The following is a 21,602-nucleotide window of genomic DNA, read 5'->3' on the forward strand; positions in this document are numbered from 1 at the left end:
AGAATCGTTAAATCAGCAAATCGTTTATGTCAGTGTTAGCTGGGTATTTCCCAGCAACTCGGTAAAGTTTTCCGGCGTTAAATCAGCATTTAAATCGAATTCGTTATCGATATGTTGAATATCTGCTTTCAGAACCCGCAACGTGCCTTCAGCGTTGCTTAGGTACAAGCCATTATTGTCGCAGTAAAACGTGGGCTTTTCAAAACGTGGCGCGGGATCTAAGTCAATCGCTGTTTTCCATAAGCGTATCCGCTGTCTCTCGCCGTGCAGCGTCACCTCAAAAAATGCCCCCGGATAATAAGGCGGTGCAACAGCTCGCACCAGGTTATGAATCTCTTGCGGGGTGCTGTGCCAATCAATGCGGCCATCTTCGGGCTGGCGGCCGCTAAAGTAACTGCCTTCGCTTAAATCCAGCGGGGTGCGCTCATGCGTGTTGTCCAGCAAGTGCGGTAAGGCTTGACAGAGGGTGATCTCGGCAGCAACCGTGACTTTATCAAATACCTCTTTCGCCGTGTCGTCCGCCAAAATAGGCACGGCTGTTTGCGCTACGATATCGCCCGCATCGGGCTTCACTTCCATGTAATGCAGTGTTGCCCCGGTTTCAGTTTCACCGTTAATGATGGCCCAATTCACCGGCGCCCGACCCCGATATTTCGGTAGCAGCGAGCCATGCATATTGAGTGCGCCATGCAGTGGAATCCACAAAATATCTTGGCATAGCATTTTGCGGTAATAGAAGGAAAAGATGAAGTCTGGCGCGAGTTCCTCAAACTGCGCAATCCATTCTGCGCTATTGGGGTCTGCCGGGGTAATGTAGGGAATCTCATATTCATGACAGACGTCGATTACTCGCTCAAACCACACTGTTTCAGCCGGATCGTCGCTGTGTGTTACAACCAATGGAACCTCGACACCCGCAGAAAGCAGCGCCTTAAGACAGCGGACCCCCACGTTGTGATAGGCAAAGACGAGTGCGCGCATGGTTCCTCCGACTTATTGTTTCGTTTCGGTGCTATCCAAGACTGCCTGAATCAAATACCGTGGGCGTTGCCGCACTTGCTGGTAAATGCGGCCCACGTATTCACCCAGCAGGCCGATTGAAAACAGCAGCACACCAATCATGAAAAAGGCGATGCCAAACAGGGTAAACAAGCCTTCGGCTTCTGGCCCCATCATAATCCGGCGCACTGCCAAATAGACCACAAACAGCGCGGATAACACCGACAAGACCACGCCCATGAGCGACACAAACTGCAAAGGCACCACGGAAAAGCCTGTTACCAGATCGAAATTCAGCCGAATCAGCTTGTAGAGCGAATATTTTGATTCCCCAGCAGCGCGTTCCTCATGTTCCACCACAATCTCAGCGGGCTTTTGCGCAAAGGTGTAAGCCAGGGCAGGGATAAAGGTGTTGACTTCACGGCAGGCCGAAATGGTATCAACGATGCGGCGGCTGTAGGCACGTAGCATGCAACCTTGATCTGTCATGTGAATATTCGTGATGCGCTCACGCAGCCGGTTCATGGCCCGCGAGGCATAGGTGCGGAAGAAAGAATCTTGTCGCTGGCGGCGAATGCTGCCGACGTAATCGTGCCCTTCGCGCATTTTGGCTACGAGGTTACCAATTTCTTCGGGCGGGTTTTGTAAATCGGCATCCAGCGTAATGATGATTTCGCCACGCACATGCTCAAAGCCCGCAATAATCGCCATGTGCTGACCAAAATTACCGTTAAACAAAATCACGCGGGTCACATCGGTGCGGGCTTGTTGCTGAGCGGCCAGCATGGCGGCAGAGCGATCCACGCTGCCATCATTAATAAAAATAATTTCGTAGCTTTCGCCCAGCTTATCTAGGGCTGGATACAGCCGCGCAAACAAGGCATCGAGGCCTGCTTCTTCGTTATAAACAGGGATGACGACGGAAATTGCTGGGTTAGCCATAAATTTTGTTCAAGATTGAGTACAGATTTCCAAAGCAGTAATCACGCGATCTACCTCGCTGTCTGCCATCGTCGGGAATAAGGGCAGGGTAATCGTCCCTGCGCCTACGCGCTCGGCCTGCGGGAATTGCCCCGCCGCCCAGCCCTGCTGGCGGTATAGCGTAAATAAATGCACGGCGGGGTAGTGTACCCCAATCCCAATGTTGAACTCGGTTTTCAGGCGCTCAATCACCTTGGCGCGGCTAATGTGCGTGGGCAAAACCAGCTGAAACATGTGCCAGTTGGACTGTGCGTAGTCTTCTACTGGTAATTCCACGCCCGCCAAGACCAAGGGCGAATTACTCAGTCGCGCAAAGTACTGTTTGGCCAGGGCACGACGGCGGGCGGTAAAGCCCACCAGTTGCGGCAGTTGGTGTAGGCCAATCACCGCCGCCATGTCGGTCAGGTTGTACTTGCCGCCAATCACATCTACATCCATACCGTCTGCCCCGTTGCGGCTCACCCCTTGCAGGCGTAGGCGCTCGGCCAGTTTGAGCGTGGCCTCGTCGGTATCTTTCGGGAACACCAAGCAGCCGCCTTCGGTCGTGGTGAGGTTTTTATTGGCATGAAAGCTAAACGAGGCGTAATCCCCAAAGCTACCAATCTTGCCGTGGTAAGTGTTGCCAAGGTATTCCGCATCTATCGCTTGCGCCGCGTCTTCCACCACCCGCAAGCCATGCTGCTGGGCTATGGCGTAAATCGTATCTAAGTCAGCGGGTAAGCCAGTTAAATGCACGGGCATGATGGCCTTGGTGCGCGGTGTAATGGCAGCAGCAATCTTGCTCGCATCAATGTTGCGGGTGCGCGGATCAATATCCACAAACACCGGCTTCGCACCCAGCTCCAGAATCACATTACAGGTAGACACCCACGTTAGCGGGGTGGTAATCACCTCATCCCTTGCTTGCACGCCACACAGCTTGAGCGCAATTTGCAAGGTACAGGTGCCGGAGTTATAGCAGCGCACCGGGCGGCCAAAATACTCGCCCAGCGCCGCCTCAAGGGCCTGCACCTTCGGGCCGCTGGTAATCCAGCCCGAGCGCAGCACTTCGCCCACAGCTGCTATGGTGGCTTCATCAATGGTCGGGCGGGCGAAGGGGAGGAAAGGCTGTGTGCTCATGCTGAATGGCTAATAAACGTTTGGAGGCGTCAGGCTGCGTAAATGTGCTGACCTAAAACGAGATGTTACCGTGATTTAGACGTTCTTTAAGTTTGATGCCTTTACCTATGGCTCTAAATCGCATATCTCAAGTGGTTTCGGTGGGGTACTATTGCCCTGTTTTATGCCAAGAGGAACTCATGGCGGATTGGTAGCTTGCCACCAATGGTGATGCGGTTTTAAAATTGAGCCTATATGATAAGGGTGTAAGGGTCAATGATGAATCCCTCGGTTAAATCGGTAGCGGCTATTGAAGGCTATACCCTAAGTCTGTTATTTGAAAATGGTGAACAGCGACTGTTCGATGTTTCTCCATATCTAGACAAAGGTATTTTTACTGAATTGAAAGACCCTGAATACTTTAAACAAGTGCGGGTGTCGTTTGGCTCGGTTGAATGGCCGCATGAGCAAGATTTCAGTAAAGATACGCTTTATCTTTTGAGCAAGTAAGCTGGGCAATCTGCTGATTATTGGCATCAATATCGTCAGGCACCACAAATTGGCCCTTTGCCACGCCTAATCGCGCATTACGGCTGCTTTGTTCTATTGGCACTAGCTTCGCCACGGCTCGGCCATTCCGGGTAATCACAATCTCACGCGCTTTGCCTTGTTTAATGGTTTCTACCAAACGTGATAGTGAGGACTGGGCTTGTAGCATGCTCACGGGTTGCATCGTGGCTACTTGAGTTTATCGTAGGACGAACATAAAACACGGCTTGTCCCCAGTTGTTAGTTAAATCAGCTGAGGCAGATTTATGATTTTTAATCAGTTTTTGGTGAAAAAATATGAGCTGTATCATCCATTTTATCGGTGACAATGCCAATGTCGATGAGCTTCAGCGTCTGTGCCCAATAGCTCCCTGTAATGTATTTGTGAAGGGTGAACCCAGAACCACACGACCCAATGCTCGTCTTGCAAGGACCTCTGGAATCAGTGTTGTGGCAAGCGACGCTGAATTTGAAGCGTTTGAGCAGCAACAAGCGGAGGCGATAAAATTTCTTAGACGTTACCATACTGAACTCAAAGCAATGCGGATGGTAGTTGGTGTTGAGATGGCTTCGATTGACTTCGGTATCTACATGCGGAACGTTATCGTTCAGAATGATTCTTTCGGACCGGATTTACTTGCTGAGATTGCTAGCTTGCAATTACGACTTGTCTTGAGTCAATACCCGCCTCAGGGGAGAGCAAAGCGGGTTAAACAATATCGGCGAGCGCTTCGAGGTACTTCTTTCTAATTTCTCAATATTAGAGACGTTCAATTGGAGCATGGCCCATTTGATTGTTTGATTATTAATGATAAGGTCTCTCCCATTTAGAAAGAGATTGCACTAATACTCACATTAAACGGTATTCATTTACATGAAAATTCTTGCTTTCAGGTGATCAATGCAGATAGTTGATTTGTTATTTAATTGGGTGGCTTGGCCCATCATTTTTTTAACAAGTTCGTTATGGCTCTATCAGGGAGGCTATGCACTTGCAACGCGTTCATTTGCCCGTGAAGCGAAGATTCGCATGATATTAGCCTTGTTGATCTGCATCGGATTCAGTGGATATTATTGGACCCTGAACTATTTATATAGTCACACTAAATTATCTCCAGGCACTACTTCTACTTACAGTCAACTACCTCAAAACTGGGGAGAGGATAGTCCTCCAGCTGACCGTGAGGAAAATAGTCGCATCATCGCCTCGATTGCTTTTGTCGAGTCAAATCAATTACTCAAGTACGTTGATAGATCGGGCGACTGGAAAGAATATTGCCCGACATTAGAAGATGCCAAGCGTATACGACAAAAAGCAGAGCTTCGCACTGCATCTTCGATTGCATCGAATCAATCATTTAATTCCGCTATTCGTGTCTTGGTTTTCGGGGTGGTCGCACTGCTACTTGGGTTTATCAAAGGGCGGTCAGCAACCCCGATTAATTCAGCATTTAGATAACCCTTAACCATCTAATTTTTAAGTTATGTGCGACTTATAGATGGCTCAAAAACACAGGCCCAAGTTAAATATGGGAATCAGTCCGCATACAGTTTTTAACCCAAACTCTAAGTCCGGTTCGGGCTAAATTGGCGGGCAGGCCAGCTAAGCCAACGTCCCTTGTAACCCGTCCGTGTTTAACGAGAGATTAGAAAGCTGATTATGCATACTTAGCCCATGTAACAAGTTTTTTGATGCCGCGAGCTCCCAAAAGGAGCCAAAAACCAAACAGCAGATAAAAAATATTGAAGGCAAGCTCAAGCTTCCAAGTGGCGTGCATTGAGAATGCATCAGCGTATAAAACGTAACCCAAATAATTTAATGTAAAAAAATGCACCAAAGAAGGTATGGCTTTAGATAAAGCCCACAAACCTATCAGGCTACAGCCCATGCTGAACCAACTATCAAAGGTTTTGCTTTCGTTGGTTTCGGCTGCCGATTTAGGTAGCAACTTATGTGCAATGCTTTGTGGGAAAAACCAAATGGCGAGACACACTAAAACCGTGATAGCAATGCCAGTAAAAATGAATAATGGTGAGAGAGATGCGCTATTGTTTTTAACCATGGCAATAGTTCCAACCATGTTGCTGGTAGCAAACACAAACAACCAGAGTGAGAACAAACGAACGGCAACTGTTAATACTTGATACGGTGACATAACTGCTTTCTAACGTCCAATCTGCACCATTGGCAGTGCAGATTTAATTTGTTGATCGGTACATTGCATAATTAACCCCCCCATAGTCCGTTGATTTTTTGTGTCCGGTTAAGCAAAAGGCACCTTTCCCCAAAAAATAGTACACCACGGCTCGGCCACTCCCGGTAATCACAATCTCACATGATTTTCCTTGCTCGATGGCTTATACCAAACGCGAAAGCAGGGACTGGGCTTGCAGCATGTTCATGGCTTGCATTGTGGCTCCTTAAGTTCATCATAGCGTGAACTTAAAACGTGCTCTGTCACCGTTAAGTCCCCGAGTTATAGCAGCGCACCGGGCGGCCAAAATACTCACCCAACGCCGCTTCAAGGGCTTACACCTTCGGGCCGCTGGTAATTCAGCCAGAGCGCAATACATCACCTACGACGGCAATGGTTGGGCGGGCGAAGGGGAGGAAAGGCTGTGTGCTCATGCTGAATGGCTAATAAACGTATGGAGGCGTCAGGCTAGGTAAATGCGCTGACCTAAAACGAGATGTTACCCTGAATCGCGGGGAGTTTAAGGCTGGTCGCTTAACAGACTTGGGGCCTTGGGTCTTAGGTGCTGTTGCGCAGCCACGCTAACACTGACGTTCACCGTGGGACGAATATAACCGTGGTCTATCCCCGTTTTGCCCTGCTTGTGTTTTCAGTAGGGACATGGGTAGGATCTATGTGGCTACACCACTGATATCCTCCACTGTAATGTGTTTCTCTTCACCTTTTCCGGCGACGATTAGCTCCAAAAGGACGGCCACTTTGTCGTCAACAGGCACTGGGCACTCGACCACGGCAAACAATCCTGTGGTGTTTGGTGAGAAAAATTTAACAGTAATTGTAGACGGAAAGTACATATCTGACTCAGCCGTTATGGGTGATGCAATCGCGCTCAGGTAATCGGCTTCTATTGCGGTGGCTGGAGGACGATCATATGCGAGGGCGTAACCAAACTTTCTGGCAAGACTAGCGTAGTCATGGCTCAGCACTAAAGAGCGCGCCTCTTCACCAAAGGCTATGAGTGAACTCTCATCGATCTGTGTGTGGAGTAATTTCATGGGGAGCTCTAACGAGCAATATGTACCTTCACAGCTACATGTCTAATTAGTTGATCGGTGTATGGCATCAATGAAAACTCATAATTGGTTTGATTTTCCTGTCCTTGGTTGGGGGATAAATGTGGTCTGTCCCTGTTTTAATGCCCCATTTTTCCACATTTTTCCATAGTCCCCATTTTTTCATTTCGACGTTAGACGTGCGCCGTTTTATTAAGGTGCCTGGCATCGAACACCCACCCACATGTACTCGCCACTTCGCGGCCCCACTAACTCAGGAGTAATTGTTTGTACATTCTCGGAAGAACAGAAATGTCGCGCTACTACTTCTGCTTCAGCAAAGCGAGCAAGCTCTTCCTTGATTCGATCTGGGCCAACGCGAGCTAACAGAGTGAAATACTGCTTGTTTCCGACTTCAACGCGAAAACTTTCTGCGTGTGCAATATCGGTCGTTACCCAACCAAAAGTGTAGTTTGGGATCGGAGTGGCTGGGGGTGGAATATACCGCTGTGGGATCACATGTACGAAATCTGTCGTCGGCGGCGCAGTCGCACAGCCCACCAATGCCAACAACGCCATAAATCCAAAGTAATGACGCATATGGAAAGCCTAACGTTGGAGGTAAGCGGACTGCCGCTTGCGGCAGGTCCGCTTGACCGAAGGATTAGATCGCAGCGCCATATACAACCCCCGCAACAAGAAACGCCAGAATGGTCAAGGACTGTCCTGCTGTGAAGTACCCAAGCCATATCAAATTATTGACGAGGGGCAAATAACCTACTTGTGGGTTGTTCATCTGTCCTTTCAGTTTCCAGGTAACAAGAAACTTAACCCACCAAGGCAAAGGCTTTAGGAACTCTGAAAGTATGCGCTCGATACGCACCCCGGTTTGCAGAGTGATCCCCCAAAACTCAGTACCTTTTTGGATTTTTTCCTCTTCTTCTTGATATTTTGCGAAGTGTTCTTTAAATGTCTTAAGCACTGCGGCAATGGTTTGAGTAGCGATGTACGACTTCATTGCAGTCACTTTTGCCAACAAACCAAAGAAACAGGAAACACAGAGTAGCCCGCCACAAACTAAGAAGCCTTGTTTGGTTAACAGCGGGATCACTTTGTCTGAGTTGGTTATGAGGAACGATGCTATTGCTGCCGCGCCGACTAAAAGCCATGTTGAGAATTTTTCGATTGGCTGAATAGCACAACCAGAAGTTTCAAACATAGAAGAGACAATAGCATTTTCCGTGTTTTCGCGGGCTAAGCGATTCCACTCCAGTAGCGGTTGAATGCGAGGGTCTTCAGACATATGCGATCTAACGTGCAATATGCACCTTTTTCGGTGCATATTTAATTGGTTGATCAGTGTACAACATGATTAAAAATCCCATAACCCGTTGATTTGTGTGTGCGGTTGAGTAAAAAACAGCTACCCCAAAAATTGTGCGCCTAATCTACTGAACTTATTTTCTATGTGGTCCCAGCCCAAATTAATGTAGCACAAAAATTAATCGCATTGCAGTGCCCTCAAGACCTCGCCAATACATACACCCCAATAATAATGATGCCGATTCCCACCCAGCGCTGGATGGAGAGCGGTTCGCCAAGCAAGTGCCGCGCGCTGAGGGGGATAACACGTTCGAGAGTTAGAGAACATGACCAAAGAACTCGTGCAGCCATTTCTGATTAATTCCAATATTGCTTTGCCACCAGCAGGCAGGGTAAGGCATATCGACGAACCGTCGATCGGGAAGGTGACGTTCTATTACAGGAACAAAGGTGTTGGAGTAGCCGGAATGAATCGGCGTTTCGAGAACCCCGCAGAATCCAAGAATTGCGATAAGAACATCCCGTTCGCTCTTGTTTGACTTAAATATCTTCGCAAATTGGGAGTGTAGATTTGCGCTTGATGTATTCTCAGGAGCCACCTCGATAGCAGCAATAATCTTGCGAAAAATCTCGATATCGGCATTGGTTGGTTCTGTGGCCGGCTCTTTCAGAAACAGGCTTAAATCCATTACCGCGTAAATAACTTGGTCGTGTCGAACGCCGCCCCATTTGAAGCGTTCAAAGTTGAGTACATTTAGGTCATGCTCTAAGCCACCAGTCATATAAAAACCACAGATTCTGCATTGATGTTTCATGTTTGTAGATGCATGTGGTCGGATGTGCTGGAAAACTGAATAGCTTCCCAACGCCGAGCGCCAGTCTAGGCGTCTCGTCGATAGGCTTGCGAGGAAAGCGTCGGCGACTTTGCGCCGGTTAAGCATAGCGACAAGCTCGTTAACCTGGGCAATTGCTTGATCGTGATCTAGCGTTACAGGATCAAACATTACCCCCTTAGATTTGGCGTACTCAAAGTCCTCAGGGCACGGCATTCTATCGCCGTCGGCTTTCCAGCCAGATGCTGACCAATATGACTTTAGGAGAATGTTGAGGGCTGTCTTATCCATGGTTTAAGCCTACGGTCTCTAGTTTGTCACATTAAATGGGTCCGGCTAGAGTATTACGCCAGTGCCTTCAAGACCGCGCCAACACATACACCCCAACAATAATGATGCCAATCCCTACCCAGCGTTGGATGGAGAGGGGTTCACCGAGTAAGTACCAGGCACCAAGGGCATTCAGAATATAGCCCAGCGATAAGAGCGGGTAAGCAATGCTCACATCTACCCGCGAGAGACCCAAAATCCACACCACCACGCTGATGGCGTAACAGGTCAGGCCGCCAATAATCGGGATTTGTGTGGCGAGTTTAAAACCAATCGGAATAATGTTTTCACGGGTAAAGGTAAAGGCCCCGGCGCTGGCGACGACGGCGTTCACACCCATTTTGAGCAGGAGCTGGGCAATAGCATTGAGGGCGATGCCGGTGAGGAGAAGGCCGAGAGCGGGTAGGTTCATGGTGAGGGTTTATTGCGTCGGAGAGGTGAGCGGTTTGCTAATGAGGATGCGGCGCTGATCTTGATAGCGTATGTCAAATTTCACCCCGAGCGCGGTTAACTCGGGCAGCCGGTCTGGCTTAACCAAGGCAATGGCTTTTTTTTCTTGCTGCCAGCGCTGGGCAAATTGGGCCAGATCAGGTATCTGTTTATGCGGCTCTTGGGCGACCCCGAGATACATTTCATCTTTGGTGGCGACCAAGATCGCGGGGCGTTGCGTGTAAAACAGCAGCCCATGCTCAAAAATATCAACGCTATACAGTGGGGTGTCTGTTTCCAGGTAGGGGCTGAGCGTTTGCGCCATGACCCGCGCTGAGCTGCTGGGCGAGAGCACTTGGTGGCCCAGCAAAATGCCGTGGCCGGCCACAAAGCTGGCTAGCCCGAGCAAGAGGTAGGCAGACCAGCTTGGCTGTGGCTGCTGACGATGGCGGTGGGCGAGCCAGGCAGTGATGGCGCTGGCGGTGACTAGCAAGCCCAAGCACAGCAATAAAATTTCAGCATATTGCCAATATAGATCGCGGTAAAACAGGTCTTTGTTGATTTGCTGCGGGTAGAGCAGGGCAATGGCTGCGGCAAAGATACCGGTGACCACCGTAACCGCCAAGGCATGCCAGCGTAGCGAGCGGTTGGCGGTGGCGGCAAGCTGCGGCGCAAGCAGCATGCACAGCGCAGGGAAGATGGGCAAAATATAGCCGGGTAGCTTGGAGCTGGAAACACTGAAAAAAACAAAAATCAGGCCAACCCACAGCCACAGTAACAGCGTTTGGCGTTGCTCAAACGGCATGGCTTGAGGGCGCTTGAGGGCAGGCAACAACTGGCAAACGCCTTGCCATAAGGCTTTAAACAGCCACGAGGTCCAGGGGAGCAGGCCAGCCAGCAAAATAGGGATGAAGTACCAGGGGGGGCCTTCACGCCGATGCCCTTTGCTGACAAAGCGTTGAAAGTGTTCGTGAATAAAAAAGAACTCTGGAAACTCGGGGTTACGCAGTGAAACCAAGATAAACCAAGGGGCGGTGATGGCGAAAAAAAGCGCCAAGCCCCGCAGCCACTCTAAACGGCGCAGGCACCGCCAGTCGCGGGTGAGCAAGATATAAACAACCAGCACACCGCCGGGTAACACAATGCCGATTAAGCCTTTGCTCATGACGGCTAGCGCCATGCTGGCCCAGCTTGCTAGCATCCAGCGCCTTGCCTGTAATGGCGCGTGAGTGTGGTCGGCGTGCAGGGCCAGTAACAGGCAGCACAACGTGGCGTGCATAAAAAAACTCAACCCCATATCGAGCGAGTTGATATGGCCGCCGCCAATCCAAAACAAGCTGCTCGCTAACATGCCAGCCCCCAGCCAGGGGATGGCCGAGGCAGTGCCAGCTAAGTTGGGCGTGGTGGTGCTGCTTGTGAGCCGCCGCAGCGTAAACCATGTGAGCCAGATCGCCAGTGCGCCGGTGAGGGCGGTCCATAGCCGTGCTGTCCAGGCGGCGGGGCCAAAGGCGGTGAAGGCTGCTGCGGTCGCCCAGTATTGCAGGGGCGGTTTTTCAAAATATTTGAGATCACTCAGGCGTGGGGTAATCCAGTCACCACTGGCGACCATTTCACGGGGGATTTCGGCATAGCGTGTCTCGTCGGTGCGAATTAAATCGCGGACTTCAAGGGTGCCAAACCAGAGGGCGATAAAGAGCAGCAAACAAACACTCAGCCAACGTCGCCAAGTGATAGGGGCAGTGACGGAATTCATGCGGTGGGGTCCGATTCTAGGATTAATGCAGCAGCGACTTGGCGGCCTTCACTCATCAGGATGTTATACGTCCGACAAGCAGCTTGGGTATCCATGATTTCAACCCCAACTTGCAGCGCATGCAAGCGGCTGAGTAAGCGGGGGTGGGGGAAGCGCTGGCGGCGGCCCGTGCCAAGTAGAATCACTTCGAGAGGGAAGCTAAATGGGGTGTCAGCCAAGTAATCAAGGCTGTCAGGCGCAAGCTGATCGAGATGTTGCACGGCCCAGGATTCGAGGTGGCGCGGATGTAAAAAAAGAGAGTGGGGGTAACGCTGCTGGTTGATTTCCAGGTAATTCACATCATAAGCAGTGATGGTGTTCAGTGCTGATGCGGTGTCGGCGTGTAATTTCATGCTGTTATGCTGGAATTTGTGGGCGGCTGTGATCAACAAGGTGGCAGAATAAGGCTAAAATCACTAAATTCCGCTGTAGCCACATTGTAACTTGGAATTGTTTCCTGAGTGCCAGCCATGATCGGCTTTCACCCAGGCTCCCGCCAGAAAGAAAAGCCATGAAGCCCATTCAAAAATCGGCCAAATTAGACAACGTTTGCTATGAAATTCGTGGCCCGGTAATGCGCCGCGCCAAGCAAATGGAAGAGGAAGGCCAGCGTATTATCAAGCTCAATATTGGTAATCTCGCGGCTTTTGGTTTAGAGGCGCCGGATGAAGTCCGGCAGGATGTGATTCGCAATCTGGGTAATGCGGCGGCTTATTCAGACTCGCAGGGCTTGTTTGCCGCCCGTAAAGCGATTATGCATTACACCCAAGAAAAGCGGATCGCGGGTGTGCAGATCGATGATATTTATCTGGGCAATGGCGCGTCAGAGTTGATCGTGATGGCCATGCAGGGGTTGCTGAACAATGGCGATGAGGTCTTGGTGCCCGCGCCGGACTATCCGCTCTGGACTGCCGCTGTGAGCTTGGCGGGTGGGGTGCCGCGCCATTACATTTGTGATGAAGGGGCCGATTGGACCCCGGATCTGGATGATCTGCGCAGCAAAATTACTGATCGCACGAAAGCGATGGTAATTATTAATCCTAATAACCCCACTGGCGCGCTGTACCCCGATGCGGTGCTGCATGCCATGATTGAAATTGCACGGCAGCATGATCTGATTATTTATGCCGACGAGATTTACGACAAAGTGCTGTACGACGGTAATACCCACACTTCCATTGCCTCGCTGGCTGATGATGTGCTGTTTGTGACGTTTAACGGCTTGTCTAAAAACTATCGTGCTTGCGGCTACCGTGCGGGCTGGATGATTGTGTCGGGTGAAAAGCGCCATGCCAAAGACTATATCGACGGGCTGAATATTTTAGCGGCGATGCGTCTCTGCCCGAATGTGCCGGCGCAATACGCCATTCAAACTGCTTTGGGGGGCTACCAGAGCATTAACGATCTGGTGGCGCCAACTGGCCGCCTGAGCCGCCAGCGCGACTTGGCATATGACATGCTCACGGCGATTCCTGGCATTAGCTGTGTGAAGCCCAAAGCCGCGCTATATATGTTTCCGCGCCTCGACCCCAAGATTTATCCAATCCAAGATGATCAGCAGTTCATGCTGGCGCTGCTGGAAGAAGAAAAAGTGTTGTTGGTACAGGGCACAGGCTTTAACTGGCCCCGCCCAGACCATTTCCGCTTGGTCTTTTTGCCCAACACCGACGACTTGCAGGATTCGATGCACCGTATCGCCCGCTTTTGCGAGGGCTATCGGCGTCGCTTAGGCACTGATTAACGATACCGATGGCTTTTCCTGCTCGATGCGAGTAGAGGAACACCGAGCTTGATGGAATAGGAACCTACAATGGAAATGCTGATATTAGCGAGCGGCGGTAAAATCCACCACCCAGCCTGGTTGCTGCGGGCCGAAGCCGTGCATCGGCAACTTCGCACGCAGATGGCTCATGATTACAGCGCTAAAATTCAGCGCGTGACGGCGGGTGGCGCAACCTTATGCGCGGCAGTTGATGGCGCTAAAGTGCTCGGCCTTGCGCTATATCGCTGTTATGAAAATACCTATACCGGCCTGCATTTTTATATCGATGATCTGGTAACAGATGAAGCCCATCGCAGCCAAGGCGTGGGGAAATTTATGCTTGATTACCTGCAGCGGGAAGCCCGCAAACTCGACGCAGATTGTATTGCCTTGGATTCAGGAACACAGCGTCAGCAGGCGCATCGTTTTTATTTTCGGGAAGGATTCACGATTCCTTCTTTTAATTTTCGCAAAGGATTAAAAAAGTGACAGCAGTCAAAATAGGGGTAATCGGGGCCGGCACCGTTGCCGGTGGCGTCTTTCATGTGTTGCTGCGGAATCAAGCTGAGATTACCCGCCGCGCTGGCTGCAAGCTCCATATTGTGGCCGTTTCTTCCCGCACCCGCAGCAAGATCGATAATTTGTTGACAACATTGAATGCGAATGATGTTGAGGTCGTGGCCGATCCCTTTGCGGTTGTGCGCAACCCCAACATTGAGGTGGTATGCGAACTGATTGGCGGCACCACTCTGGCACGCGAACTGGTGCTGGAAGCGATTGCCCATGGCAAACATGTGGTGACGGCTAACAAAGCGTTGCTGGCTGTACATGGTAATGAAATTTTTGCCAAGGCCCGTGAAAAAGGCGTGATCGTGGCCTTTGAAGCCGCCGTGGCTGGGGGTATTCCCATTATTAAAGCCGTGCGTGAAGGCCTGTCAGCGAACCGCATTCAGTGGGTGAGCGGCATTATCAATGGCACCACCAACTTTATCCTCAGCGAAATGCGCAGTAAAGGGCTGGATTTTGGTACCGTGCTGGCCGAAGCGCAGCGCTTGGGCTACGCCGAAGCCGATCCCACGTTTGATGTCGAAGGCGTGGATGCTGCCCACAAGCTCACACTGCTATCTGCGATTGCGTTTGGGATTCCGGTGCAATTCGACAAAGCCTACACCGAAGGCATTACCAAACTTACCGCGCAAGATATTCGTTATGCCGAAGAACTCGGCTACCGCATTAAGCTCTTGGGGATTACCCGCCGCCATCCAGAAGGCGTCGAGCTGCGCGTGCACCCCACGCTTATTCCTAGCAAGCGCTTGATTGCCAATGTAGAAGGCGCGATGAATGCGGTCTTGGTTAAAGGTGATGCTGTCGGTGCCACGCTGTACTACGGTGCCGGTGCCGGTGCCGAGCCAACCGCGTCTGCCGTGGTCGCCGATTTGGTGGATGTCACCCGTTTATTGAATGCCGATCCATCCCACCGCGTACCGTCCCTGGCCTTCCAGCACGATGCGCTGGATAACGCCCCGATTCTGCCGATCAGCGAAGTACACACTGCTTATTACCTGCGGATTCGCGTGGCTGACCAGCCGGGCGTGTTGGCCGACATCACCCGCATTCTGGCCGACCAGCAAATTTCGCTGGATGCCGTTTTGCAGAAAGAAGCCGAGTTGTTTGAGCCGGCCAGCCAAGGCGTGGCACAAACCGATTTGATTCTGCTCACGCACCAAACGCAAGAAAAACTCATGAATGCCGCGCTGGAAAAAATCCAAGCGCTGTCGAGTGTGCTGGCCCCGGTCACGCGCATTCGCATGGAAGAACTCAACTAATTCATTAAAGCTACACCGTATGCAATACGTTTCTACACGCGGAGGCTCTGCCCCGCAAGAATTCTCACAAATCCTGCTTGAAGGCTTGGCCGTTGATGGCGGCTTGGCCATGCCCGTCAGCTATCCCAAGGTGACGGATGCCGAGCTGACGGCTTGGCGCAAGTTGAGTTACGCCGATCTGGCGTTTAAAATTCTCAGCAAGTTCGCGACCGATATTCCCGCTGACGATCTGCGCGCTTTGGTTAAAAAAACCTACACCGCGCAGGTGTATTGCAATGGCCGTAACCCCGCGCAAGCCAACGAGATTACGCCACTCACCACGCTGGAAAAAGACCTGCATATTCTGGAGCTGTCCAACGGCCCCACGCTGGCGTTTAAAGATATGGCCATGCAGTTGCTGGGCAACTTGTTTGAATACGCACTCGCCAAAACCAATAGTGAACTCAACATCCTCGGCGCTACCAGTGGCGACACCGGCTCGGCAGCCGAATACGCCATGCGCGGCAAGCGCGGTGTGCGCGTGTTTATGCTCTCGCCCCACGGCAAAATGAGTGCCTTCCAGCGTGCGCAAATGTATTCGCTGCAAGACGAAAACATTTTCAATATCGCCATTCGCGGCATGTTTGATGATGCGCAAGATATCGTAAAAGCCGTGTCGAACGACCACGCTTTCAAAGCTCGCCAAAAAATAGGTACCGTTAATTCTATTAACTGGGCGCGGGTCTTGGCGCAAGCGGTCTATTACTTCAAAGGCTACTTTGCGGCCACCACTAGCAACGATCAGCAAGTATCGTTTACCGTGCCGTCAGGTAATTTTGGTAACGTCCTGGCCGGGCACATCGCCCGCCAAATGGGCTTGCCGATTCGCCGCTTAGTCGCCGCCACCAATGAGAATAACGTGTTGGACGAATTCTTCCGCACCGGCGTATATCGCGTGCGCAAGTCCAGCGAGACTTACGAGACGTCTAGCCCCTCGATGGATATTTCCAAGGCCTCTAACTTCGAGCGCTTTGTGTACGACCTGCTCGGCCAAGATGGCGCTGCCGTCAAAGCCCTGTGGCAGCAAGTGGATAGCCAAGGGTATTTCGATTTGTCGCAGCACCCCGCCTTCCCCGAAACCGCCAGCCGCTATGGGTTTGGCTCAGGCTGCAGCACGCATGCCGACCGCTTGCAAACCATTCGCGAGACCCAAGCCAAATATGGTGTGCTCATCGACACCCACACGGCCGATGCCATGAAAGTCGCGCAAGAATGGCGCGAACCCGGCATCCCCATGCTGGTGTTAGAAACCGCCTTACCGATTAAGTTTGCTGAGACTGTCAAAGAAGCCACTGGGCAAGCCGCCCCACGTCCACCGGCCTTTGCCGGGATTGAAGATTTACCGCAGCGCTGCGAAGTGATGGACGTGAATGTGCAAACGGTGAAAGACTTTATCACGCAGCGGACGGGGTTGTAATATTGCTCGACTGCTCAGTCTTTTCTAGCTCTACGAGCAATGCAGGCCAATGTTCATTGGCCTGTTCCATATCTAGTAATTGATGTTTGTGCTTTTTGATCGATAAGTCACTGAGCGTGATGTGTTTATCGGGCTTGACGCACACTTTTTCTAAACAAGCTTTCACGCAGTGCATCGCGCATCCATCAATCGCCCAAATGATGCGACCAGACTGGGCCTGTTTGACCAAGGCCGGTACACCGCCACCCACCCCAGCAATACATGACATTTCTGCACGCTCTTCTTGCGTAAGCTTTAGGGCGTAATAGTTGGCAGTCTGTGCTGCATCAGAGCAGCCGGAACAACTATAGACCAGCGGGCGAGTGCGTAGGGTGTGAATGTCAGGCATGACATCAGTGTAATGACGATATACCGAATTGCCTATCCTTCTATAGAGCTAGACCATTCTGTTTAGAACACTTTATTGTTGTGTGCGTAATTTATCTAAGCCATGATCGACCGCATATACTGCAGCTTGCACACGGCTACTTAGGTTCAGTTTTTTTAAAATATTCTGTACGTGAATTTTGACGGTACTTTCCGCGACATCAAGGCGGCGTGCGATTTCCTTATTGCTTTCTCCCATGGCTAACCCTTGCAATACATCCATTTCGCGCGGGGTTAGCTTCTCCCACTCTGCGGTTGTGGCTGAAGTCACTTTGCTTGGTTGCATTAGTTGGGCAACGAGTTTAGTTGTCATGTTTTCATCAACCACCGCTTCACCCTGTGCGGCACGCTCAATCGCACGGACGAGATAATCGGTATCAATGTTTTTAAGCAAGTAACCCTTAGCTCCGCGTTCGAGCGCTTGTTTGAGATCGTCCGCATCTTCTGAGACGGTCAGCATCAGGATAATTTGTTGTGGGCGTTCTTGCAAAATCATTTGTAAAGCCTGTAGGCCGGAAATGCCAGGCATGTGCAGATCAAGCAAGATGACATCAGGCATTAGTTGTTGAGCACGTTTTAAGCCTTCTGCGCCATCAGCGGCTTCCCCTACAACGGTAAATTGCGGATAGCGTTGCAACAAAGATTTAACCCCACTGCGAAATAGGGCGTGATCATCAATCAGTAAAATATTGATTGGCTTAGACATGATTTGCTTTTGCACTCCATTCAGCTAGTCTCATGAATTATTCAGGCGGCCAGTCGTTGCGCTTGCGCGAGATGTAAATTAATCATGGTCCCTTGACCCATTTGTGTTTCAATATTTAGCGTCGCTGAAATTTTATTCGCTCGCTCGCGCATGATATTTAAACCCACATGTGAACTGTTTTTAAATTGTTTCGTGGCTAAGTCAAAGCCGCAGCCATTGTCTCGAATCTTCAGCGTGAAATCATGGTGATTGTGTACGGTGACGGACACCTGTGTGGCCTGCGCATGCTTGCGAATATTGGATAGGGCTTCTTGCAGAATAAACAAAATCTGTAGTTGCTGATCACGGGGTAAGGCCGGACCATCGTTTTCTACCTCAAGGGTGACTGGTAGCGTAGTTTGGCGAGTGAAGCGGTCTATGGTGTTGCGCATCGCACGTTCGATATCACCTTCTTCCAATTTGCTGCGAAAGTCTAAAAGCAGTTCACGGACATCTTCATAACTCTCTTGCACTCCTGCCTGTAGAAACGGTACGATTTCTGTGGCTTGTTCCCAGTCCTTTGTTTGAATCGACTCTTGCAAGAGCTGCACTTGAATATTGAGATAAGACAAGCCTTGTGCAATGCTGTCATGCAGCCCCTGGGCAACCAAATTCCGTTCTTGGGCAATAGCCAGCTCCCGAGCTTGTTGGCTTAGGCGCATGGTTTGAATGGCTGCTCCTAGATGTTGACCCAAGGTTTGGAGTAAGCGTTGTTCTGGCAGCGAGAGTTGCCGGTCATGCTTGAAGTGGAGCGTAAAAATCCCGAGTTTTTGTCCTTGATAGTCAATTTGAAAAATCCCCGTTTTTAAGAATCCCATTTCGCCGCAGTGGGGTTTTATTTCAACACTGGGTTGTGTGGTGCCGATCGGTTGAATGGGAATCCGCAGATCGTATAACTGGCTTTTGCCGCTAGCCATGGCCACGCCACAATGACAATCGCCAGCGCGTAAACAGAATTCATCTTCGGCCATTTCAGGGGAGTAGCCTTGGGTGCTGACGAGATGCAGGGTTTTATCTCGTTCCGAGTACAGTCGGAGTGAGCCGCCGTCCGCAGTAAAGTGTTGAATCGTTTGTTCAATAAAACCCTGACACAAAAGTTCTAGTGCATGCGGTTCATTTAGGAAGGTCGTGGTTTTATAGAGTACGCTTAACTCGTGATTCTGTTGTTCAAGTGTTTGCGTTTTTTCTGCGACGCGTTGTTCGAGTGATTGATAGAGTTGGCTGAGTTGTTCAGCCATATGATTAAAAGTCTGTGCGAGTTCACCAAATTCATCATCCGATTCGATGGGGACACGGGCATTAAACTCTTTTCGCGCCATACGGCCAATCGCACTCTGCATTGATTGCACGGGTTGGATAATCCATAAATACAGTAAGTAAATGATGGCGACTGTACCCGCAATAGACATCGCAATCAGGACTAATTGTGAAATTCGTAGCCAGGTCGTTTTATGCGCATTATCACTTTCAATCAGTTTAACCAGTTGCTGTAGCTGCGCAACATAGGGTTCTAGTTCTGTTCTGTAGTCACGGCTCAGTGACGTATTATTTTGAACAGGGCTCGTCTCTAGGGCCTGTAATGCCAATGGGCGCATTTTTTGCGTCCACAGTGTCTTAACCGTTTCTAGGCTACGATTTACCTCCGGGTTATTGGGCATTACAAGGGGCCGTGTCGGGTCACCTACACTGAGAGATGTCAGCGTGTCATCAATGCCTTGAATTTCCTCACGCAGTGGGTAGTGATTCTGATGGTGACTGAGCTGTGTATCTTCCAGCGCCAGCGCGAGACGATAGGCTCGCATGCGTAAGCTACCGGCATCATTGATCGCCGCAGCCTCACCTTCCATTTGCCAAGATAGCCATAAGGTGCCTCCCATCATGGTTAAACCAACAAATAACACGAGAAGTGACAAGCCGATAATTCGGCCAGAGAGTGAACGGAGCCAATTCAAAGGTTGTGTTGACATGGTCTATATCTGTTTCACAGTGTGGCGGTGTGCGTACATTGTCATTGCTTTACAGGTTTACCAGCTATCCAGCGTGTTCGGATGCGTGACCCCACTAATCATTGCTAAAAACTGATCGGCACGTGCGGAATAGGCATACAGAGCCCCCTCTTGCAAATTGAAATACCAGCCATGCAAACTCAGCTTTTGTTGTTCAACCGCCTGCTTGAGCCAAGGATAGCTTAGCAGGTTATGAAGTGAATTGATGATACTCGCCATTTCCGCTGCATGTCGTTGCTGTTCAGTACTGAGTGGGTGCAAACAATGGGCTTTGAGCACGCGTTCTTTCGCGGGCGCAGCAATGGATAGCCATTTACTCACAAAATCAGGGCCTTCAATATGTGGACTTTGTTGAGCATGGCTGATGGGTTCGCTAAAGAGTGCCCGAATCCCCCCGCATTGTGAATGGCCGAGAATGATCACCCGATTAATTGCCAAATTGAGTACCGCAAATTGAATGGCTGCGCTGACGCCGTGATAGTGGTGATCGCTATCACAGGGGGGCACCAGATTAGCAATATTTCTCACCACAAAAATCTCGCCTGGATCGCACCCCAATAATAAAGCCGGATCGGCGCGTGAATCACAACACGCAATGACGAGTGTGTTGGGGTGTTGACCTTGGCGGAGTTCATCGAATAGGGCATGGTCATCAGCAAAATACTTTGATTGAAATTGCTGAAAACCCTGAAGAAATTTCTCAATATCATGCATATTGATACCCCTGTGTCCCGGTGTGCTGGCTAACCGCCAGTGCTTGCCATAAACCGCACGATTTTATGGGGTTGTTGGGTAAAGTCATGCTTTTCTGGCTTTTTGGCGATGGCATTCAAAAGCTGATCTTTTAACTCATCTAGCGATAAGCCCTGGCGTATGAGTGCTCGCAAAGGTACCCGATCATTTTGCCCGAGGCATAGATGTAAGTTGCCTTCTACACTCAAGCGCAAACGATTACAGGTGGCACAGAAATGTTGCGAGATCGGTGTAATAAATCCAATAAATCTTTTTCCATCCTGTGTTTGCCAGTAACGCGCGGGGCCCCCACCGAGTTCCTGTGCTGCCGGTTCGAGCTGATAGCGTTGAACAAGCTGATTTTGGATTGACTGTAGGTTGATATATGGGGTTTGCTGTCCAGTCTGTCCGATTGGCATGGTTTCAATCATGCGCAAGGTTAGCCCCTGATTAAAACAATAGTCCACCATTTTTTCATAATCGCTTATTTCTAAATTTGCCAGTGCGACCATATTGATTTTAATTTGTCTGAACCCAGCCTCTTGTGCGGCGGCAATACCCGCCATCACAGCAGGAAGGCTGTCGCTGCCTGTAATATCGGCCATGCAGCGACGTTCTAATGAGTCTAGGCTAATATTCAGTCGATGTAATCCGGCTGCTTTTAAGGCGTGTGCGTGCTTGGCTAATTGTGTGCCATTGGTGGATAGTGAAATGTCTTCAATCAGAGGTAGTGCAGCAATACCGTGTACAAATTCGGTCAGATTCTTCCGCAATAGTGGTTCACCACCCGTTAACCGCACCCGCTTAACGCCTAACTCCGAAAAGGCTTGAATCACTTGCAATTGTTCGTCCAGTGTGAGCCAGTTTTCTGGTTCACTAAAATCGCGGAAGCGCTTGGGTAGACAATAGTGACAGCGCAAATCGCAGCGATCCGTCACGGAAACCCGTAGATAGTCGATTTTTCGGCCAAACGGGTCAATTAACCCGGCTTGCACCGTAGTGGGAGACGTGGCAGAAAGTGAAAAGGGGTTGATAGGCATAGCATCCATAACACTATTGTTATGGATA

The 21,602-nt window shown here is 50.3% G+C and carries 24 protein-coding genes and 2 pseudogenes; 7 read left to right on the forward strand and 19 right to left on the reverse strand.

All coding sequences use genetic code 11. The annotated features are described in order from the left end of the window. Positions 1-24 precede the first annotated feature (24 nt). Genes DU000_RS01225 through DU000_RS01235 form a run of 3 tightly spaced genes read right to left on the reverse strand, consistent with a single transcriptional unit; the run spans position 25 to position 3,099 of the window. The gene (locus DU000_RS01225; protein WP_114401537.1) at positions 25-981 is read right to left on the reverse strand and encodes a formyltransferase; all 957 of its coding nucleotides are present in this window, start codon (positions 979-981) and stop codon (positions 25-27) included. A gap of 12 nt (positions 982-993) precedes the next feature. Next, positions 994-1,941 (reverse strand): glycosyltransferase, encoded by a 948-nt coding sequence (locus DU000_RS01230; RefSeq protein ID WP_114401538.1) that lies wholly within the window; start codon positions 1,939-1,941, stop codon positions 994-996. Positions 1,942-1,950: 9 nt separating this feature from the next. Next, positions 1,951-3,099 carry a DegT/DnrJ/EryC1/StrS family aminotransferase gene (locus DU000_RS01235; RefSeq protein ID WP_114401539.1) on the reverse strand — a complete coding sequence of 383 codons (1,149 nt, stop codon included), beginning with the start codon at positions 3,097-3,099 and terminating at the stop codon, positions 1,951-1,953. Positions 3,100-3,357: 258 nt separating this feature from the next. Here DU000_RS01235 and DU000_RS01240 point away from each other — a divergent pair, with 258 nt between their 5' ends. Then, a complete protein-coding gene (locus DU000_RS01240) occupies positions 3,358-3,588 on the forward strand; it encodes a DUF2442 domain-containing protein (protein ID WP_114402049.1) in 231 nt (76 codons plus the stop codon). Here DU000_RS01240 and DU000_RS01245 read toward each other — a convergent pair. Further along, on the reverse strand, positions 3,554-3,811 hold the full coding sequence (locus DU000_RS01245; protein WP_114401540.1) for a type II toxin-antitoxin system Phd/YefM family antitoxin: 258 nt from the start codon (positions 3,809-3,811) through the stop codon (positions 3,554-3,556). The two genes, DU000_RS01240 and DU000_RS01245, sit on opposite strands and share 35 nt — an antisense overlap. 113 nt (positions 3,812-3,924) lie before the next feature. Between DU000_RS01245 and DU000_RS01250 the strand changes: the two genes are divergently transcribed. Continuing rightward, positions 3,925-4,377 carry a hypothetical protein gene (locus DU000_RS01250; RefSeq protein WP_114401541.1) on the forward strand — a complete coding sequence of 151 codons (453 nt, stop codon included), beginning with the start codon at positions 3,925-3,927 and terminating at the stop codon, positions 4,375-4,377. A gap of 151 nt (positions 4,378-4,528) precedes the next feature. Beyond that, a complete protein-coding gene (locus tag DU000_RS01255) occupies positions 4,529-5,086 on the forward strand; it encodes a hypothetical protein (protein WP_114401542.1) in 558 nt (185 codons plus the stop codon). A 199-nt stretch (positions 5,087-5,285) separates the two neighbouring features. On the opposite strand, the gene DU000_RS01260 is transcribed toward DU000_RS01255, so the two are convergent. The 10 genes and pseudogenes from DU000_RS01260 to DU000_RS01300 form a co-directional block, all read right to left on the reverse strand. Next, positions 5,286-5,783, reverse strand: a complete 498-nt coding sequence (locus DU000_RS01260; protein ID WP_114401543.1) for a hypothetical protein — start codon at positions 5,781-5,783, stop codon at positions 5,286-5,288. A gap of 311 nt (positions 5,784-6,094) precedes the next feature. Then, a pseudogene (locus DU000_RS12910) lies at positions 6,095-6,256 on the reverse strand (DegT/DnrJ/EryC1/StrS aminotransferase family protein); the annotation flags it as partial. 237 nt (positions 6,257-6,493) lie between these two features. After that, entirely contained in the window at positions 6,494-6,877 is a 384-nt protein-coding gene (locus tag DU000_RS01270; RefSeq protein WP_114401544.1) for a hypothetical protein, read from the reverse strand. A gap of 210 nt (positions 6,878-7,087) precedes the next feature. Continuing rightward, complete coding sequence (locus DU000_RS01275; protein ID WP_114401545.1) at positions 7,088-7,474, reverse strand: hypothetical protein; 387 nt, start codon at positions 7,472-7,474, stop codon at positions 7,088-7,090. A gap of 64 nt (positions 7,475-7,538) precedes the next feature. Continuing rightward, positions 7,539-8,177, reverse strand: coding sequence for a hypothetical protein (locus tag DU000_RS01280; protein WP_147266945.1), 639 nt, complete (start codon positions 8,175-8,177; stop codon positions 7,539-7,541). Positions 8,178-8,395: 218 nt separating this feature from the next. Then, positions 8,396-8,491: pseudogene (locus DU000_RS13130) on the reverse strand (4-amino-4-deoxy-L-arabinose transferase); the annotation flags it as partial. Between the two features lie 23 nt (positions 8,492-8,514). Then, positions 8,515-9,321 (reverse strand): hypothetical protein, encoded by an 807-nt coding sequence (locus tag DU000_RS01285; RefSeq protein ID WP_114401547.1) that lies wholly within the window; start codon positions 9,319-9,321, stop codon positions 8,515-8,517. 67 nt (positions 9,322-9,388) lie between these two features. Continuing rightward, positions 9,389-9,772, reverse strand: coding sequence for an SMR family transporter (locus DU000_RS01290; RefSeq protein WP_114401548.1), 384 nt, complete (start codon positions 9,770-9,772; stop codon positions 9,389-9,391). A gap of 9 nt (positions 9,773-9,781) precedes the next feature. After that, complete coding sequence (locus tag DU000_RS01295; RefSeq protein ID WP_114401549.1) at positions 9,782-11,542, reverse strand: glycosyltransferase family 39 protein; 1,761 nt, start codon at positions 11,540-11,542, stop codon at positions 9,782-9,784. Then, positions 11,539-11,934: an Mth938-like domain-containing protein gene (locus DU000_RS01300; RefSeq protein ID WP_114401550.1), complete on the reverse strand. Its 396-nt coding sequence runs from the start codon at positions 11,932-11,934 to the stop codon at positions 11,539-11,541. The genes DU000_RS01295 and DU000_RS01300 overlap by 4 nt, the downstream gene beginning before the upstream one ends. A 158-nt stretch (positions 11,935-12,092) precedes the next feature. Between DU000_RS01300 and DU000_RS01305 the strand changes: the two genes are divergently transcribed. The 4 genes from DU000_RS01305 (at position 12,093) to thrC (ending at position 16,625) form a co-directional block, all read left to right on the forward strand. Then, on the forward strand, positions 12,093-13,322 hold the full coding sequence (locus tag DU000_RS01305) for a pyridoxal phosphate-dependent aminotransferase (protein ID WP_114401551.1): 1,230 nt from the start codon (positions 12,093-12,095) through the stop codon (positions 13,320-13,322). Positions 13,323-13,391: 69 nt separating this feature from the next. Further along, positions 13,392-13,832, forward strand: a complete 441-nt coding sequence (locus DU000_RS01310) for a GNAT family N-acetyltransferase (protein WP_114401552.1) — start codon at positions 13,392-13,394, stop codon at positions 13,830-13,832. After that, positions 13,829-15,169 (forward strand): homoserine dehydrogenase, encoded by a 1,341-nt coding sequence (locus tag DU000_RS01315; RefSeq protein WP_114401553.1) that lies wholly within the window; start codon positions 13,829-13,831, stop codon positions 15,167-15,169. The genes DU000_RS01310 and DU000_RS01315 overlap by 4 nt, the downstream gene beginning before the upstream one ends. Before the next feature lie 19 nt (positions 15,170-15,188). Then, positions 15,189-16,625, forward strand: a complete 1,437-nt coding sequence (gene thrC / locus DU000_RS01320) for a threonine synthase (RefSeq protein ID WP_114401554.1) — start codon at positions 15,189-15,191, stop codon at positions 16,623-16,625. Here thrC and DU000_RS01325 read toward each other — a convergent pair. The 5 genes from DU000_RS01325 to moaA form a co-directional block, all read right to left on the reverse strand. Beyond that, a complete protein-coding gene (locus tag DU000_RS01325) occupies positions 16,603-17,013 on the reverse strand; it encodes a putative zinc-binding protein (protein ID WP_114401555.1) in 411 nt (136 codons plus the stop codon). The two genes, thrC and DU000_RS01325, sit on opposite strands and share 23 nt — an antisense overlap. Before the next feature lie 72 nt (positions 17,014-17,085). Continuing rightward, positions 17,086-17,757 carry a response regulator gene (locus tag DU000_RS01330; RefSeq protein WP_192878412.1) on the reverse strand — a complete coding sequence of 224 codons (672 nt, stop codon included), beginning with the start codon at positions 17,755-17,757 and terminating at the stop codon, positions 17,086-17,088. Between the two features lie 41 nt (positions 17,758-17,798). Continuing rightward, a complete protein-coding gene (locus tag DU000_RS01335; RefSeq protein ID WP_114401556.1) occupies positions 17,799-19,763 on the reverse strand; it encodes a type IV pili methyl-accepting chemotaxis transducer N-terminal domain-containing protein in 1,965 nt (654 codons plus the stop codon). Positions 19,764-19,820: 57 nt separating this feature from the next. Then, complete coding sequence (locus DU000_RS01340; RefSeq protein WP_114401557.1) at positions 19,821-20,516, reverse strand: carbonic anhydrase; 696 nt, start codon at positions 20,514-20,516, stop codon at positions 19,821-19,823. Positions 20,517-20,545: 29 nt separating this feature from the next. Further along, positions 20,546-21,583, reverse strand: coding sequence for a GTP 3',8-cyclase MoaA (gene moaA, locus DU000_RS01345; protein WP_338049451.1), 1,038 nt, complete (start codon positions 21,581-21,583; stop codon positions 20,546-20,548). Between the last annotated feature and the right edge of the window lie 19 nt (positions 21,584-21,602).

Source organism: Parvibium lacunae (assembly GCF_003335215.1).
In the GTDB taxonomy this organism is placed as follows: Bacteria; Pseudomonadota; Gammaproteobacteria; order Burkholderiales; family Burkholderiaceae_D; genus Parvibium; species Parvibium lacunae.